This window comes from Streptococcus sp. A34 (genome assembly GCF_043674115.1).
In the GTDB taxonomy this organism is placed as follows: domain Bacteria; phylum Bacillota; class Bacilli; order Lactobacillales; family Streptococcaceae; genus Streptococcus; species Streptococcus suis_V.
Genome location: NZ_JBIMJM010000024.1, coordinates 1 through 15,797, shown reverse-complemented (window position 1 = coordinate 15,797; position 15,797 = coordinate 1). Strand labels below are relative to the sequence as shown.

Annotated in this window: 21 protein-coding genes; 17 read left to right on the top strand and 4 right to left on the bottom strand. The window is 42.1% G+C overall.

Annotation, left to right across the window (positions count from 1 at the left end; genetic code table 11):
* Positions 1–185: 185 nt before the first annotated feature.
* The 7 genes from ACHBGV_RS06985 to ACHBGV_RS06955 all read left to right on the top strand — a co-directional run bounded on the left by ACHBGV_RS06985 (position 186) and on the right by ACHBGV_RS06955 (position 2,549).
* Complete coding sequence (locus ACHBGV_RS06985) at positions 186–419, top strand: hypothetical protein (RefSeq protein WP_394735975.1); 234 nt, start codon at positions 186–188, stop codon at positions 417–419.
* Positions 420–421: 2 nt separating this feature from the next.
* Positions 422–637: a hypothetical protein gene (locus ACHBGV_RS06980; protein WP_024376181.1), complete on the top strand. Its 216-nt coding sequence runs from the start codon at positions 422–424 to the stop codon at positions 635–637.
* A 23-nt stretch (positions 638–660) separates the two neighbouring features.
* Positions 661–843, top strand: coding sequence for a hypothetical protein (locus ACHBGV_RS06975; RefSeq protein WP_029177221.1), 183 nt, complete (start codon positions 661–663; stop codon positions 841–843).
* Between the two features lie 34 nt (positions 844–877).
* The gene (locus ACHBGV_RS06970) at positions 878–1,045 is read left to right on the top strand and encodes a class IIb bacteriocin, lactobin A/cerein 7B family (RefSeq protein WP_394735974.1); all 168 of its coding nucleotides are present in this window, start codon (positions 878–880) and stop codon (positions 1,043–1,045) included.
* 358 nt (positions 1,046–1,403) lie between these two features.
* Complete coding sequence (locus ACHBGV_RS06965; protein ID WP_394735973.1) at positions 1,404–1,628, top strand: hypothetical protein; 225 nt, start codon at positions 1,404–1,406, stop codon at positions 1,626–1,628.
* Between the two features lie 3 nt (positions 1,629–1,631).
* Complete coding sequence (locus ACHBGV_RS06960; protein WP_394735972.1) at positions 1,632–2,333, top strand: CPBP family intramembrane glutamic endopeptidase; 702 nt, start codon at positions 1,632–1,634, stop codon at positions 2,331–2,333.
* A gap of 21 nt (positions 2,334–2,354) precedes the next feature.
* Positions 2,355–2,549 (top strand): hypothetical protein, encoded by a 195-nt coding sequence (locus ACHBGV_RS06955; RefSeq protein ID WP_394735971.1) that lies wholly within the window; start codon positions 2,355–2,357, stop codon positions 2,547–2,549.
* Positions 2,550–2,643: 94 nt separating this feature from the next.
* Here the strand turns inward: ACHBGV_RS06955 and ACHBGV_RS06950 are convergent, their stop codons facing one another.
* Together ACHBGV_RS06950 and ACHBGV_RS06945 are read right to left on the bottom strand one after the other, a co-directional pair.
* Positions 2,644–2,985, bottom strand: coding sequence for a type II toxin-antitoxin system RelE/ParE family toxin (locus ACHBGV_RS06950; protein WP_394735970.1), 342 nt, complete (start codon positions 2,983–2,985; stop codon positions 2,644–2,646).
* Positions 2,975–3,262 (bottom strand): type II toxin-antitoxin system RelB/DinJ family antitoxin, encoded by a 288-nt coding sequence (locus ACHBGV_RS06945; protein WP_024398776.1) that lies wholly within the window; start codon positions 3,260–3,262, stop codon positions 2,975–2,977. The genes ACHBGV_RS06950 and ACHBGV_RS06945 overlap by 11 nt, the downstream gene beginning before the upstream one ends.
* Before the next feature lie 225 nt (positions 3,263–3,487).
* Here ACHBGV_RS06945 and ACHBGV_RS06940 point away from each other — a divergent pair, with 225 nt between their 5' ends.
* Positions 3,488–4,138 (top strand): CPBP family intramembrane glutamic endopeptidase, encoded by a 651-nt coding sequence (locus ACHBGV_RS06940; protein ID WP_394735969.1) that lies wholly within the window; start codon positions 3,488–3,490, stop codon positions 4,136–4,138.
* A 64-nt stretch (positions 4,139–4,202) separates the two neighbouring features.
* Positions 4,203–4,877 carry a CPBP family intramembrane glutamic endopeptidase gene (locus ACHBGV_RS06935; RefSeq protein WP_394735968.1) on the top strand — a complete coding sequence of 225 codons (675 nt, stop codon included), beginning with the start codon at positions 4,203–4,205 and terminating at the stop codon, positions 4,875–4,877.
* A gap of 481 nt (positions 4,878–5,358) precedes the next feature.
* On the opposite strand, the gene ACHBGV_RS06930 is transcribed toward ACHBGV_RS06935, so the two are convergent.
* Together ACHBGV_RS06930 and ACHBGV_RS06925 are read right to left on the bottom strand one after the other, a co-directional pair.
* On the bottom strand, positions 5,359–5,877 hold the full coding sequence (locus ACHBGV_RS06930) for a hypothetical protein (RefSeq protein ID WP_394735967.1): 519 nt from the start codon (positions 5,875–5,877) through the stop codon (positions 5,359–5,361).
* Positions 5,878–5,948: 71 nt separating this feature from the next.
* Complete coding sequence (locus ACHBGV_RS06925) at positions 5,949–6,608, bottom strand: metal-dependent transcriptional regulator (protein WP_394735966.1); 660 nt, start codon at positions 6,606–6,608, stop codon at positions 5,949–5,951.
* A 126-nt stretch (positions 6,609–6,734) separates the two neighbouring features.
* Here ACHBGV_RS06925 and ACHBGV_RS06920 point away from each other — a divergent pair, with 126 nt between their 5' ends.
* The 8 genes from ACHBGV_RS06920 to fusA all read left to right on the top strand — a co-directional run bounded on the left by ACHBGV_RS06920 (position 6,735) and on the right by fusA (position 15,645).
* Positions 6,735–7,658, top strand: a complete 924-nt coding sequence (locus tag ACHBGV_RS06920; protein WP_394735965.1) for a metal ABC transporter solute-binding protein, Zn/Mn family — start codon at positions 6,735–6,737, stop codon at positions 7,656–7,658.
* Between the two features lie 13 nt (positions 7,659–7,671).
* Positions 7,672–8,436 (top strand): metal ABC transporter ATP-binding protein, encoded by a 765-nt coding sequence (locus ACHBGV_RS06915; protein ID WP_394735964.1) that lies wholly within the window; start codon positions 7,672–7,674, stop codon positions 8,434–8,436.
* Positions 8,429–9,289, top strand: coding sequence for a metal ABC transporter permease (locus ACHBGV_RS06910; protein WP_394735963.1), 861 nt, complete (start codon positions 8,429–8,431; stop codon positions 9,287–9,289). The genes ACHBGV_RS06915 and ACHBGV_RS06910 overlap by 8 nt, the downstream gene beginning before the upstream one ends.
* Positions 9,282–10,109: a metal ABC transporter permease gene (locus tag ACHBGV_RS06905; protein ID WP_394735962.1), complete on the top strand. Its 828-nt coding sequence runs from the start codon at positions 9,282–9,284 to the stop codon at positions 10,107–10,109. Before ACHBGV_RS06910 ends, ACHBGV_RS06905 begins: the two co-directional genes overlap by 8 nt.
* A 68-nt stretch (positions 10,110–10,177) precedes the next feature.
* On the top strand, positions 10,178–12,070 hold the full coding sequence (locus tag ACHBGV_RS06900; protein WP_394735961.1) for a M13 family metallopeptidase: 1,893 nt from the start codon (positions 10,178–10,180) through the stop codon (positions 12,068–12,070).
* 237 nt (positions 12,071–12,307) lie between these two features.
* The gene (gene rpsL / locus ACHBGV_RS06895) at positions 12,308–12,721 is read left to right on the top strand and encodes a 30S ribosomal protein S12 (protein ID WP_002940030.1); all 414 of its coding nucleotides are present in this window, start codon (positions 12,308–12,310) and stop codon (positions 12,719–12,721) included.
* A gap of 16 nt (positions 12,722–12,737) precedes the next feature.
* Positions 12,738–13,208, top strand: coding sequence for a 30S ribosomal protein S7 (gene rpsG / locus ACHBGV_RS06890; RefSeq protein ID WP_002940031.1), 471 nt, complete (start codon positions 12,738–12,740; stop codon positions 13,206–13,208).
* A 355-nt stretch (positions 13,209–13,563) separates the two neighbouring features.
* Positions 13,564–15,645, top strand: a complete 2,082-nt coding sequence (gene fusA, locus ACHBGV_RS06885) for an elongation factor G (RefSeq protein WP_024419398.1) — start codon at positions 13,564–13,566, stop codon at positions 15,643–15,645.
* Positions 15,646–15,797: the final 152 nt, after the last annotated feature.

Genomic DNA, 15,797 nt, shown 5'->3' with positions numbered 1-15,797 from the left:
TATCTATTTGTTCTCGTTGAAGAAAAATTAGAGAAATTTTGCAAAAAACTATATCACAACTTAATGAATCGATAAAAAATGGTCATTCATTACAAAATAACGACAGTTCATGACATGGATGAAAAATTTGGTCTGAGTTAGCTTATACTAAGAGTGTAAAGAAAACAAGAACAGGAGAAACAAAGATGAGAGAAAAAAAGGAAATTGTTATTACAGGGAAACACGTATTACATGCAACAATGCTTGTATATACCTTCTTTATTGGATTTGCATTCATTAGACAGAATCTTGAGTTGCCGATGTTGATACCATACGGATTCTATCTACTTGCTCTTATTCTTGAAAAAATGGAAAAAGTGGCAAAACGTTATTTGAAATCAGAATTGAGCGTTAAGGAAAATGATAGTGAGGAGAACTGAGGATGAAAAAAATCAATAAAGCTATAATGGTTGAGATAACTTGTACTATACTCTTTATTTTATATGGTATAGCTACCATACTATCTGATATAGGAGTAATCCCATTTTCAGAACCGATTCCACTTACAATTGTAATCTGCATATATTTAGGTATTTTGGGAAATATTGAAACAAATAGACTCAATTCTGAAAATGATAAAAATGGTCATTCAAAATAAAACGAAAACAAGGAGAATTGAAGATGAAGAATAAAAAATTCTATGCAGTTTTGATTCCCATTGTGCTTTGGATAGTTTTTAAAATCTGTGCGAATTTGTCAGATGAAAACATTAAAGACTATTTCAATATTTTAGCAGTCAGTAATCCAGGTCTAATCATCGCTTTCGCCATTTTTACAAACAGGGAACAAAACAAGGAAAAGTAAGTTTGTAAAGAAAACAAGAACAAGGAGAAAATATATGACTAAATTTGAAACAATGGATAAAATGAATACAAACTTTGGAGCACTAACAGAAGAAGAATTGATGAATGTTGATGGAGGTCTATTACCTGTTGTTGTAGGTGGAGTTGTGGTTGGCTGGAAAGTAGCTGCTGGGTTACTGCAGCAGTTATTGCAGGAGGTGTAGCAATTGGAGCTGCTGCAGGTTATTTTGCAAATCGTCCTTAAAGGGGTATTGAATTATGAAGTATTTACCTGAAGTTGTAATATTTAGTGCCGCTTTATTACATTTTACTTCACTGGTTGTCAGTGATGTTTTAGGAATAAAACTACCTAGTGTATTGACGGCGCCGTATGTGCCTTTTATTATATTGTTAGCATTATTGATGCTTGTATTATACAAAGACTGGAAAGAAGGATAGGATATGAATTGCTAACTATTATAAACATTTATAATTTGTAAAAATTATATTAGGTGTATCGGAGAGAGATTTATATCATATATTCCGCTACCTTTTTGAGCTTTACGAAAAGGAGAAATAAAAATGGAAAACAAACATCAAATGATAACTATCAAAGAAACGAATAAAATTATGCAGTTCTTGCAAGGGCTTGTTGAAGGAATTTTGGTCACTGCCGTTCTTATTCACCTAGTAGTTGGGCTTGTTCTTGGAAAAACAGCAAATGTTTTCTCATCTGACCTATATCCAACGCTCTTTATTGCATTGTATTTCCTAATGAAAGTGAATAAGACTACAAAGGAGGACTAGCTTATGAAATGTGTTAAAAATATATTAAAATTTATTGGTTTGATTCTTGTCATCGTTGCGATTAACATAACTCCGATGCGATTGATTGCCATACAGGATTCGATGTCAGGTGCCATGCAGTGGGTTTCTGGCATTGGTTATCTAGTCATTGCGACAGCTATTGTGGTGTGGACTTGGAAACGGTATAAGAAAGGTCTACCTGACCAGCAAAAACGGTTCACATTTACTTGGAAAGATTTTGGGTTTGCTCTGCTATTTTTCTTGGCCGGCCGGGTTGTCGGTATTGGCGGAACGTTATTGACCCAGTTGGTAACAGGTAATGCTACCACAGCCAACGATGCAGCACTTTTGGCTACAAATGAGCAATTGGCGAAGATGTTTCCGCTATACTTTGTTGCCTTTCATATTGCAATAGGTGTCTTTGCTCCTTTTATGGAAGAGCTTGTTTTCAGAGGTTTGTTTAGCAGATATTTCTTCAAAGAACATCAAAAATGGCTAAAATTGATAATCAGTTCAGCTATCTTTGCTCTTCTTCATGCGATTCATCCAATTGAGTTGCCACTTTACTTCTTGCTGGGGGCAGTCTTCTATTTGGCTTATGCTCGCCGTGGCAATATTGTGGATGCGATTCTTGTTCATATATTGAACAATAGCCTACTGGTTATCTTCTCCATTATTGGTTATTTGTTGGTACTATTTGGTTAGTGATGTTAAAGGAGTTTAGTTATGACAACGATAGAAAAATTAGATAAAAAATACCAAGAATTTGAAACAGCTTATGAGTCTTCCTCGTTGGCAATGAAATTCTTAGTATGGGTAGGAATAGCTATGACCTTGATGACTCTTGGTTCAGTTCTTGTGCCAGCGATTTATTCTGCAGGGCAAGATTTCGGTGCATTCTTATATTCTGTTTTTGGATGAGGGAGTGGTAGAAAATAAAATGAAAAAAGCTGAGGAATCAGCTTTTTGTTTACACTTGTTTCGTTAGACTTGTTGAAGGTGGGGGAGTTGCTCGTTATTTGAGGGTTTGCTTGAATAGATTGTCTAGGTTGTTTAGGTAGTCTGTCCTTGCTCCTCTAATGCGAAGGACATCTACACGAGAGCCACGAATCAAATAGAAGATGAGGTGCTGTTTTCCAGGAATCATCCTTGTTTTTCCTTCTGGGAATAATGCTCGTCCCAAACGAGCGTCGAGGTCAATATATCCCTCTGGAAATGTTTCTAAGGTCAAGATAGCTGTGCTTAGAGATGCAAGCACCTTTCGTGCACTTGATTCTGAAAATTCACGGACATAATACTGGTAGATCTCCTCTAAATCTTGCTCGGCTTTAGCAGATAAATGTACTTCATAGACCATATTTGGCGAATACCTCACGAGCAGGTGTCGTGTGTCCTGATAAAACTTCTTGGTAACCTTCATCAAGCTCTGCAATCAACTCATCTAGAAAAGCCTCTGCACGCGCCTCTTCTACTGTTTTTATTGGCAAATCTTGCTCTTCAACCACCCTTTCTACAAATAAATTAAGAGCATCAGAAAGGGTCATATCTTTTTCCGATAAGATTATTTTTGCTTGTTCCAGTAATTGTGCATTTACTCTAAAATTATATTGTCTATCCCTAACCAATCCTGCCATTGTCTTCAACTCCAAATTCTAATATGTATAACAATAGTGTAGCTATTTGTTTTACATCTGTCAAGTGATAATCTTGTGCTGAATATCTTGGATGCTATTCGGTGAATTCGAAAAAATGGTCATTCATTACAAAATAGCGACCGTTCGTGACAGGGATGAGAATGGTGTGCTGATTTGCTATATACTAAGTTCATAAAAAGATTCTATTAGAATGGGAGAGTAGCAATGGTTCATTGGATAAAAAGCATCGTACAGGTTTTATTGTTGACCTTAGTCATACAAGTCCCCTTTATTGCTGAGATGAGTTGGGGGAATATGGATGATACTTTAATTGGTTATCTCATCCATGTTATTTGTTGGATTTTACTCACTATCTTGGTTTTTTGGCTATTAGATACTTTGCGTAAAAAGTATCGTGATTACAATCTAGAAGTGAAAAACTATAGTTATATTAAACTGTTTGGATTAGTGATTTTGGAAATCATTATTAAAATTGTACTATTAAATGTTTCCTTACGATTATCTGGCTCGACGGTTGATAATAGTAGTATGCTTGAGCTATTTCAGTCTAAATATGGATGGATGGCGTTGCTAAGTACAAATATCCTATCTCCTATTCGAGAGGAATATCTTTATAGAGGGATTTTTCAAGAGAGAATTAGGAATAAAGATTTTCCAATCATTAGCGTATTTATCACGGCTATACTATTTGCTTTTGTACATAGTTATGAAATTTCTTTGAGTTTCTGGTCGGCACTTTTTCCAGGAATTTTGTTTTCTTGGATTTATTATAAAACGAACCATCTCAAATATCCTATAGTGGCACATATCTTGTCGAACGGTATTGTGACCGTTTTAAATGTTATAAGTATATAAAGGTGTGAGCATTGTGAAAAACAATTGAATAGGCTATAAATGACAATGGAAAGGAAGCGAGAATATGAAAATAATAAAATCCATCGGTTTAGCAGTGGGTACCGTGTTACTCACTTTGCTCATTCAATTTCCAGCTTATGTGGGGATAACAGCCTTTCAAGAGAATGTGCTACTAAAACTTGCAGTCATGATAGGGCTTGGTCTTCCAATATTGGCACTACTTTCTGTCATCAGACGAGGAATGATGAAGCATCAAGTCTTTTCAAGAGAGAAGCTGAATGTTTTAAAAATAGTCGGAATGACAGCGCTGGTATTTACTGGACAAACTTGCCTGAACCTCCTTTGGCAGTATTTAGGTCTTAGCCCTAGTGATTCTAACGCCTTGGATACAGTCAATCAGTTAAATTCGGGTAATTTTTGGGTGATGGCTCTCTCAGTTGTCTTGTTTGCTCCAGTTTTAGAAGAATTTCTTTACAGAGGAATTTTGTTAGAAAAGACAGCCCAGTATTTTCCTAAGCATCCTCAAATGGTCATCGTATTTTCTGCCCTTCTATTTGCCTATTGTCATACCTGGAACTTTTCGGTAGCATTTTTAGGTCACTTTATAACAGGGGCTTATCTGGGCTATCTGTATATGTGCAATAGACGAATGACGGATACTATCCTTGCACATAGCTTCTATAATGCCTCCATTTTATTCCTCCAAATTTTATTTGGTTTGGTGCAGATTGGTGGATAAAAATTGACAGTAGACATTTGTGGGAAATGCCTATATACTAAGAGGAGGTTGGCAATTTTATAATTGCTAACTATCAAGTGCAGAGGTGAGCAAGAATATGAGAAAATTTTTTCAAGACCTTAATCAAGAGTATCTGGAAACCAGAAGTTCAGTTGGAGAAGATAGACTGGAATGGTTGATTCAGAGAAAGATGACCTGGGGTATACGGTGGGGCTTGGTACTCGTGTTCATGTTTGTCGTGCAGCCTATAACCTATAACCCCTTCTTTCTCTTGGTTTGTTTTTATCTAGGTTCTTTTTTGGGTTTGGTATATATCCTAGGGCAAGTGTTTTTTGCAACTAGATCCATTTTCCGCAATTGGAAGAAAAAATAATCGCTCAGCTTGTTTAGGCTGGGCGATTGGTTTTGAAAGAGAATAGAGGAGATTTGATACTCAATGAACAGCAAAAATAGCCCTCTATACCTAATTTTAACTGCATGCTTATTCATTAAATTGTTTGTAGTATTTGTCGTTAAATAGTTTTTGAAGGTTGATTTTAGGTTTAGGTTGCGCTTCTAAGATAGGGGGCAGGATTTTATTGAGAAGTTTTTCGGCTTCTAGCTCCTTGGGTTTACTATTATCCTTTTCTTGAAAATTAAGATTTTTGACATGATAGAGAAATGATCCATTTTTGACATCTAATATATAATTTTCAGTACCTTCTGTTGGATATAAATTAAACATATCTGTCCTGTAAGAAAGAATTAATTGATTATCTACAATAATTGCACCATTCCCATCAAGGTCGTAGGATAAGTTATTGGTCGAAGGTCTTTCAATACTGTCCAAATGAGTTAAAATGATGACCAACTCAGGATTGGTCCCCTCTTTCCGAGGCAACTGTTGGACATAGTACCCTGCATAGTGAGATAGATTATATGCGATATACAACTTTCCAATCCCCCAAAGCAGGAGGCTTATGAAGGTTAGGATAAGGGCAACAAGTATTTTCTTTTTCATCTTCTTTTTCCTTTAGATTTTGATTCGGCATTCCTCTCTTTTTTACTAAACAAAACTAATCGCTCAGCTTATTAGGCTGGGCGATTAGTCTTTTCTACGAATAATTCTTGGGCGATGGCTGTAGGGATAGCCAGTTCTTTGTCCTTGTATTGGATGGTGATTGTTTGGGCAAACTGGTCGAAGGCTGTCACAAGTAGTTGATCGCCGACAGTTAACTCGTGTTGCTCCAGGTATTGGAGAAGCTGGTAGAAGTCATGGATACGGACCAGTTGGTAGGTACCTGTTTCTGTCAGCTGGGACAGTCGGGTCCGGTAGCGTTCTACGAGCAACTGGTTTTCTTTAGGAATACTGCCACCGTGTGGGCAGGTTTGGGGATAGCCCAGCAGTTTGTCCAGTTGATTGATAAAATGGTCTGAAACGGTGTGTTCTAAAATTTCAGCTTCTTCATGGACTTGCTCAGGGGAATAGCCCAGCTGTTCAACTAAAAAGACTTCTATCAGGCGGTGCTTGCGGTAGAGGTTGGCTACCATTTCCAAGGCGACTTGGCTGAGGAGATAGCCGCTTGTCTTGTCCTTTTCAATCAGCTCTTCCGTGACCATTTTTTTCAGCATTTCGGAAACGGCTGGGGCGGAAAAATTCATCTTTTCAGCAATCTGCTTATTAGTGATTTTCTGTTCTGTCTGCCCTAGTTCATAGATGACTTTCAGGTAATCTTCTTTGTTTGGTGTCATATTCTCTCACTTTCTAGTAAGAATAGTATACCAAAATTTTATAAAAATCATTGACAGAAAGAATTTTTTAATATATATTAAAACTAAAATTAAGTATACCTAATTATTTAAAAAGGAGAACCTATCATGAAAAAACTAATTCTTGGTTTGGCTCTGCTATTGTCCCTTATCGGACTAGGAGCCTGTCGTTCAACGCAAAGCCCAGAGGCTTCCAGCAAGCCGCGAGTGGCGGTCACGACCTCTTTCCTCAGTGATATGGTCTATCAGCTGGCAGGAGATGAGGTGGAGCGGGACCTGCTGATTCCAGCGGGGGAAGACCCGCATCTCTATGTTGCCAAGACCAGCGACCTGTCCAAGTTGCAGCAAGCAGATCTTGTTCTCTACCACGGTTTGCACTTTGAGGGCAAGATGGTGGAAGCCTTGGAAAAGACGGGAGTGGCGGTTTCTAAAAACTTTAATGCAAAAGACTTGAATACGATGGATGAGGATGGAGAAGAGATTGTCGATCCGCACTTCTGGTTTTCAATTCCCTTGTACAAGTCAGCTGTAGCTGTAGCTTCAGAGGAACTACAAAAACTCTTACCTGCTAAAGCTGAGCTGATTCAGAAAAATACGGAAAACTACTTAGCTCAGTTGGATGACTTACATACTTGGATTGAAAAAGAGTTGAGCGTCTTGCCTGCTGAGAGCCGTTACCTAGTTACCCCACATGATGCTTTTAACTACTTCGCAGCCAGCTATGACTTTACTCTTTATGCACCGCAGGGCATTAGTACCGAGTCTGAAGTTGCCAACAGCGATATGATTGAAACGGTCAATATGATTTTAGAACATGGTATCAAGGCCATCTTTACCGAGTCAACAACCAGTCCAGAACGCATGGAAAAATTGCAGGAAGCTGTCAAGGCCAAGGGTGGTCAGGTGGCTGTTGTAACAGGTGAGGGCAAGGAGTTGTTCTCGGATTCTCTAGCACCAGAAGGGGAAGAAGGGGCGACATTTATTGAGATGTACAAGCACAATGTCAAGTTGATTGTGGAGCATTTGCAGTAGAAAGGTTGGACAAATGGAAGAAATTCTGAGAGTGGAGGACTTGTCCTTGCACTATGGTGCTGGACGGGTCAAGGCTCTAGATCAGGTCAGTTTTCAGCTCCCCAAGGGCTGTCGTGCAGCCTTGGTCGGACCAAATGGGGCAGGGAAATCCAGCTTGTTCAAGGCCATCTTGGGCTTAGAAAAAGGGGTGACTGGCAAGGTCTCGCTACTGGATCAGTCGCAGCAGTTGGACCAAGTCATTCAGAAAAAGGTTGCCTATATTCCCCAAGCCAGTCAGGTCAACTGGCAGTTTCCAGCAAGGGTCCTTGATATTGTCCTGATGGGGCGTTTTGCCCACACCAGTGGTTTCTTCCGTCGACCAAGTTCCTTGGATAAGGAAAAGGCAGAGCAGGCCTTGGAAGAGATGAAAATCAGTGATTTACGCAATCGGCAGATTGATCAGCTATCTGGTGGTCAGCGGCAACGAGTCTTTCTAGCTAGGGCCTTGGCTCAGGAAGCTGAACTCTACATGATGGATGAGCCCTTGGCAGGAATTGATCAGGTGACAGAGCAAGTCATCATGGACTGTTTGAAGAAGTTCCAGCAAGAAGGCAAGACCTCCCTGGTTATCCACCATGACCTTTTGACCTTGGAAAAGTATTTTGATTATGTCCTCTGGCTCAATGGTCGTTTGGTGGCAGAGGGGGCTATGGATCAGGTGGATTTGTTGCAAGCCTATCAGGCTGCCTTTGGTCAGGAACCTGCCTTGTTTCTAAAGGAGGGGTTCGGTCATGCTTGATCTCTTGCAGGACTATTCTTTTTGGACGGTAGCTCTGGGAACCCTTGTTTTAGCCTTGGCAGCTAGTCAAATCGGGACCATTAGCGTCTTGACCAGGCAGAGTTTAATCGGAGATAGCTTGGGGCATGCGGCCTATCCAGGTATCATCCTGTCCTATATGGTCTTTCAGTCACGCCAACCCCTGCTCCTCTTGATTGGAGCGGTGGCTTCGGGTTACCTGTCCTATGGTCTGGTCAGCTGGCTCTGTCGAGGAGGGCGGACCAGTCGGGTCAATGCCTTGGCACTGGTTTCAGCGGCTTTTTTTGGACTGGGCTTGGTTCTCAAGCAGTATGTTCAGGGCAATGAGGCCTTTCAAGGAGCTGCCCAGGCAGGCTTGGAAAACTATGTCTTTGGTCAGGCTGCCTTTATGCAGCTGGATGATGTTGTATTGATTTGCCTAGTAGCCTTGCTAGCCTTGTTCCTATTTGGCTGGCACTACCAGTCGCTCAAACTCTATCTGTTTGATAAACAATTTGCCAAGCTAGTGGGGATTCCTGTGGAAAATATTGACCGCCTGACCTTGTTTCTGATGATGAGTTTGATTGCGGTTGGCTTGAAGGTGGTTGGGGCTATCCTGATGAGTAGTTTCTTGATAGCTCCAGCTGTCTTTGGCTTGCTTCTAGGAAAGTCCTATGGCCAGACCTTGGCATTAGCAGCAGGAATTGCTGGATTTTCAGCCCTTCTTGGAAGTTATGTGAGTTCGGTGGTGACAGGGTTATCGACTGGGCCGGCTATTATTGTTTGCTTGAGTTTGTCCTCTTTAGTGGCTTTTGCTTATGTGACCTATATCAGAAAGGAGAATGCAGGTGCTTGAGGTCTTATTGATTTTACTGGCTGTTGGTTCTTCTTGTGGCTTGATTGGGTCTATCTTGGTGGTGCGCAATCAGGCCATGCTGGCAGATGCCTTGTCCCACTCGGTTCTGTTGGGGATAGTACTGGGCTTCTTTGTCAGTCACAGTCTAGATTCCCCCCTGCTCTTGTTTGGGGCGGCGGTTTTTGGTCTACTGACAGTTCTAGCGATAGAGGGGCTACACACTCGTAAGTTGGCTCAGGATGCGGCGACGGGCTTGCTCTTTACCTTTTTCTTTGCCTTAGCGGTTATTCTCATCTCCCTCTTTGCCCGCAATGTCCATCTGGACTTGGATATGGTCCTGATGGGCGAGGTGCTCTTTGCCCCTCTTAACAGGCTGGACCTCTTTGGTCTATCGCTACCCTTGGCCTTGGTCAAGTCTGTCGGGCTCCTATTGGTCCTATCGGTCTTCTTTTCCTTGAATTTTCAAGCTCTGACCCTCTATCTCCTGGATAAGGAGCAGGCTAAACTCCAAGGGATTGCCACCAAAAGACTGGAGTTGGGGTTGATTTTTCTGGTTTCCTTGACAACGGTCTCGTCCTTTGAAGCGGTCGGCTCTATGGCGGTCATTGTTTTCTTACTAGCACCCAGCATGGCAGCCTTACCTTGGTCGAAGCATTTCTGTCAGTTTTTAGTTTTGGGGCAATGCTGCGCCATTCTGATGATTTGTCTAGGCTTTGGGCTTGCCAGCTGGCTTGATCTGACCATGTCTGGGACCTGTTCGGTCATGGGCCTTTTGACAGTCTGCTTCAGCTTTTTCCTAAAAAATGCCCTAAAAACTTAGTTTGGCAAATGAAATTGTCAGACTTTTTTGTTACTATAGTAAATAAAAAAGAGGATAGGAGAAAATTAATGACACGTTTACAAGATGATTTTTACGAATACGTCAATGGTGAATGGGCAAAAACAGCCGTGATTCCAGACGATAAGCCAAGAACAGGTGGTTTCTCAGACCTGGCGGATGAGATTGAAAAGCTCATGATTGACACGACAAACGCATGGTTGGCGGGAGAGGATGTCCCAGAAGATAGCGTTTTGCAAAACTTTGTAGCCTTCCACAAGCAGGTAGCCGACTATGAAACCCGTGACCGTTTGGGTGCAGAACCCGCCCAGGCCTTGATTGCAGAGTACAAAGCTCTCAACTCTTTCGAAGAATTCACCAGCAAGTTGGCAGAATATGAGTTGGCTGGCAAGCCAAACCTGATGCCATTTGGCGTAGCGCCTGACTTTATGGACGCGACCACCAATGTTCTCTGGGCAGATTCTCTAGGCATTATCCTGCCAGATACGACCTACTATGAGGAAGGGCATGAAAAAGGAGCAGAGTTACTCAAAACTTGGAGAGAGAGCCAAGAAGCCCTCTTACCTAAGTTTGGTTTCAGTGATGAGGAAATCAAGGACCTCTTGGACAAGCGTTTGGAACTAGATGCCACGATTGCCAAGTATGTTCTGTCAAATGAAGAAGGTTCTGAGTACGCCAAGCTCTATCATCCGTACGAGTGGGCAGATTTTACAGCCTTGGCACCAGAATTACCTTTGGATGATTTCTTCACAGCGATTTTAGGTCAAACACCAGACAAGATTATCGTGCCTGAGGAACGTTTCTGGCAGGCTGCCAAGGACATTTACAGTGCGGATAATTGGGAGCTTTTGAAGGCGACCTTGATTTTGAAAGCGGCTGGCGCCTATACTGCCTTCCTGTCGGATGAAATTCGTATTCTAGCAGGTGCCTACAGCCGTGCTCTTTCTGGTACTCCACAGGCTCAAAACCAAGAAAAAGCAGCCTACAATCTGGCTCAAGGCTACTTTAACCAAGCCCTCGGTCTCTGGTATGCTGGCGAAAAATTCTCTCCAGAAGCCAAGGCAGATGTGGAAGCAAAAGTTGCCAAGATGATTGAGGTTTACAAAACTCGCTTGGAAACGGCAGACTGGCTGGCTCAGGAAACGCGTGACAAAGCCATTGTTAAACTCAATATTATCAAGCCTTACATTGGCTACCCAGAAGCCTTGCCAGAGCGTTATTATAAGAAGATTGTTGACCCAAGCAAGTCCTTGGTGGAAAATGCTATCGAACTAAACAAGATTGACATTGCTCATGGTTGGAGCAAGTGGAACAAGCCTGTGGACATTAAGGAGTGGGGCATGCCAGCTCATATGGTCAACGCCTACTACAATCCACAGAAGAACTTGATTGTCTTTCCAGCAGCCATTTTGCAGGCGCCATTCTACTCGCTGGAGCAGTCTTCATCAGCTAACTACGGCGGTATCGGTGCGGTTATTGCCCACGAGATTTCCCATGCCTTTGACTCAAACGGTGCTTCCTTCGATGAGCATGGTAGCTTGAATAACTGGTGGACAGAGGAAGACTATGCAGCCTTTGAGGCCCGTACCCAGCAGGTCATCGACCAGTTTGAGGGTCAGGATTCTTACGGTGCCAAAATCAATGGTAAGTTGACCGTGTCAGAAAACATTGCCGACCTTGGTGGGATTGCAGCAGCTCTTGAAGCAGCCAAGTCGGAAGACGATTTCTCCGCAGAAGAGTTCTTCACCAACTTTGCTCGCATCTGGCGAATGAAGGCCCGTCCTGAGTTCATGCAGATGTTGGCTAGTGTGGATGTCCACGCACCAGGTCACCTACGCACCAACATCCAGTTGCCAAACTTCGATGAATTCCATGAAACATTTGGCGTTCAAGAAGGCGACGGCATGTGGCGTGCTAAAGAAGACCGTGTGATTATTTGGTAGAAGTTTTGAGTAGCTAACTTTTGTTGGCTGTTTTTGTCACTTTGGACAAGAAAAAATAAAACATATCTATTTGACAAGGTCTTCTAGCTGTGGTATTATATTAGACGGTACTTTTTACTTTTGGTCTCTCAAGAGTGTACAGGGACGTGCTGACAAATGTTGCAAAAGTACACACAGATAGGGGTTGTCACCAATGCCCTATCACCAAAAATAAAAAATATATACAGGAGAATGTAGATGCCTACAATTAACCAGTTGGTACGTAAACCACGTAAGTCTAAAGTAGAAAAATCTAAATCACCAGCTTTGAACGTTGGTTACAACAGCCGTAAAAAAGTTCAAACAAACGTTTCATCACCACAAAAACGCGGTGTTGCAACTCGTGTCGGAACAATGACACCTAAAAAACCTAACTCAGCCCTTCGTAAATTTGCTCGTGTACGTTTGAGCAACCTTATCGAAGTTACTGCTTACATCCCAGGTATCGGTCACAACTTGCAAGAACACAGTGTGGTTCTTCTTCGTGGTGGACGTGTAAAAGACCTTCCAGGGGTACGTTACCATATCGTTCGTGGTGCACTTGATACTGCTGGTGTAAACGATCGTAAGCAAGGCCGTTCTAAATACGGTACTAAACGTCCAAAAGGCTAAGAAGGGGGAAATATAAATGAGTCGTAAAAATCAAGCGCCTAAGCGCGAAGTATTGCCAGATCCATTGTATAACTCAAAATTGGTAACTCGTTTGATTAACCGTGTTATGTTGGACGGTAAACGTGGTACTGCTGCATCAATCGTATACGGTGCCTTTGATCAAATCAAAGAAGCAACTGGCAATGATGCACTTGAAGTATTTGAAACAGCAATGGAAAACATCATGCCTGTACTTGAAGTACGTGCACGTCGTGTCGGTGGTTCTAACTACCAAGTCCCAGTTGAAGTTCGTCCAGAGCGTCGTACAACACTTGGTCTTCGTTGGTTGGTAACAATCGCTCGTAACCGTGGTGAGCACACTATGATTGATCGTCTTGCGAAAGAAATCATGGATGCAGCAAACAACACTGGTGCAGCTGTTAAGAAACGTGAAGATACTCACAAAATGGCAGAAGCAAACCGCGCATTCGCACACTTCCGCTGGTAAGATTAAGATACGAGGGCGTCAAGCAACTCCTAGACAAAATAGGGAAGCGAAGCAGATTGCTGTGCAATCAATGAGGTTCATCTTTTTGTCAGTGAGTTGTAGCCCGAGTTCAATTGAGCTACAAAGTTTTGTAGCCCGAATTCAATTAAGATGTGAGGACGTTAAGTCAGTTCTACATAAATCAATTGAGATTATTGTACAAACTTCTCGTTCAATCATCACAAATCGGATTGAGGCTTGCCTCATCCACTTCACACCATTAGTAAGAAATCAAGCGGGTGGGACTTGCCCACTCGCTTTTCTTAAAATATGGTATAATAAAGTATAAAACTAAAATTATAGGAGAACAAACCTCATGGCACGCGAATTTTCATTAGAAAAAACTCGTAATATCGGTATCATGGCGCACGTTGACGCGGGTAAAACAACGACAACTGAGCGTATTCTTTACTACACTGGTAAAATCCACAAAATCGGTGAAACTCACGAAGGTGCATCACAAATGGACTGGATGGAGCAAGAGCAAGAGCGTGGTATCACAATCACATCTGCTGCGACAACAGCTCAATGGAACAACCACCGTGTAAACATCATCGACACACCAGGACACGTGGACTTCACAATCGAAGTACAACGTTCACTTCGCGTTCTTGATGGTGCGGTAACCGTTCTTGACTCACAATCAGGTGTTGAGCCACAAACTGAAACAGTATGGCGTCAAGCAACTGAATACGGTGTTCCACGTATCGTATTCGCTAACAAAATGGATAAAATCGGTGCTGACTTCCTTTACTCAGTAAGCACACTTCATGAGCGTCTTCAAGCAAATGCTCATCCAATCCAATTGCCAATCGGTTCAGAAGATGAGTTCCGTGGTATCATCGACTTGATCAAGATGAAAGCTGAAATCTATACTAACGACCTTGGTACAGACATTCTTGAAGAAGATATTCCAGCTGAATACCTTGAGCAAGCTCAAGAATACCGTGAAAAATTGGTTGAAGCAGTTGCTGAAACTGATGAAGAACTCATGATGAAATACCTTGAAGGTGAAGAAATCACAAATGACGAATTGAAAGCTGCTATCCGTAAAGCAACTATCAACGTTGAATTCTTCCCGGTATTGTGTGGTTCAGCCTTCAAAAACAAAGGTGTTCAGTTGATGCTTGATGCGGTTATCGACTACCTTCCAAGCCCACTTGACATCCCTGCTATTAAAGGTGTTAACCCAGATACAGATGCTGAAGAAGAGCGTCATGCATCAGATGAGGAGCCATTTGCAGCTCTTGCCTTCAAGATCATGACTGACCCATTCGTAGGTCGTTTGACATTCTTCCGTGTATACTCAGGTGTCCTTAATAGCGGTTCATACGTATTGAACACTTCTAAAGGTAAACGTGAGCGTATCGGACGTATCCTTCAAATGCACGCAAACAGCCGTCAAGAAATTGAAACTGTTTATGCAGGTGACATCGCCGCTGCGGTTGGTTTGAAAGATACTACAACTGGTGACTCATTGACAGATGAAAAAGCAAAAATCATCCTTGAGTCAATCCACGTTCCAGAACCAGTTATCCAATTGATGGTTGAGCCTAAGTCTAAAGCTGACCAAGACAAGATGGGTATTGCCCTTTCTAAATTGGCTGAAGAAGATCCAACATTCCGCGTTGAAACAAACGTTGAAACTGGTGAAACAGTTATCTCTGGTATGGGTGAGTTGCACTTGGATGTCCTTGTTGACCGTATGCGTCGTGAATTCAAGGTTGAAGCAAACGTAGGTGCTCCTCAAGTATCATACCGCGAAACATTCCGTGCTTCTACACAAGCTCGTGGTTTCTTCAAACGCCAGTCTGGTGGTAAAGGTCAATTCGGTGACGTTTGGATTGAATTTACACCAAACGAAGAAGGTAAAGGTTTCGAGTTCGAGAACGCTATCGTCGGTGGTGTTGTTCCACGTGAATTCATCCCTGCGGTTGAAAAAGGTCTTGTAGAATCTATGGCGAACGGTGTTCTTGCTGGTTACCCAATCGTTGACGTTAAAGCGAAGCTTTATGATGGTTCATACCACGATGTCGACTCATCTGAAACAGCCTTCAAAGTGGCAGCATCTCTTGCCCTTAAAGAAGCAGCGAAATCAGCTCAACCAACTATCCTTGAGCCAATGATGCTTGTAACCATTACTGCACCAGAAGATAACCTTGGTGACGTTATGGGTCACGTTACTGCACGTCGTGGTCGCGTTGACGGTATGGAAGCTCGTGGTAACACACAAATCGTTCGTGCTTATGTGCCACTTGCTGAAATGTTCGGTTACGCAACTGTTCTTCGTTCAGCAACTCAAGGTCGTGGTACCTTCATGATGGTATTTGACCACTACGAAGATGTACCAAAATCTGTACAAGACGAAATTATCAAGAAAAACGGTGGCAATGCATAATTGCTAACCAGGACGCCTTCAGGCGTCCTTTTTGTCTCTGTCAATTGTAGTGGGCTGATGAACAGCTACATTCACGAGAGGACCTCTTGGTCTTCTTTTTTGCTTAAAACCCAATTTTCCTTATTGACAATTGACTCTTTAGCTGATAGAAT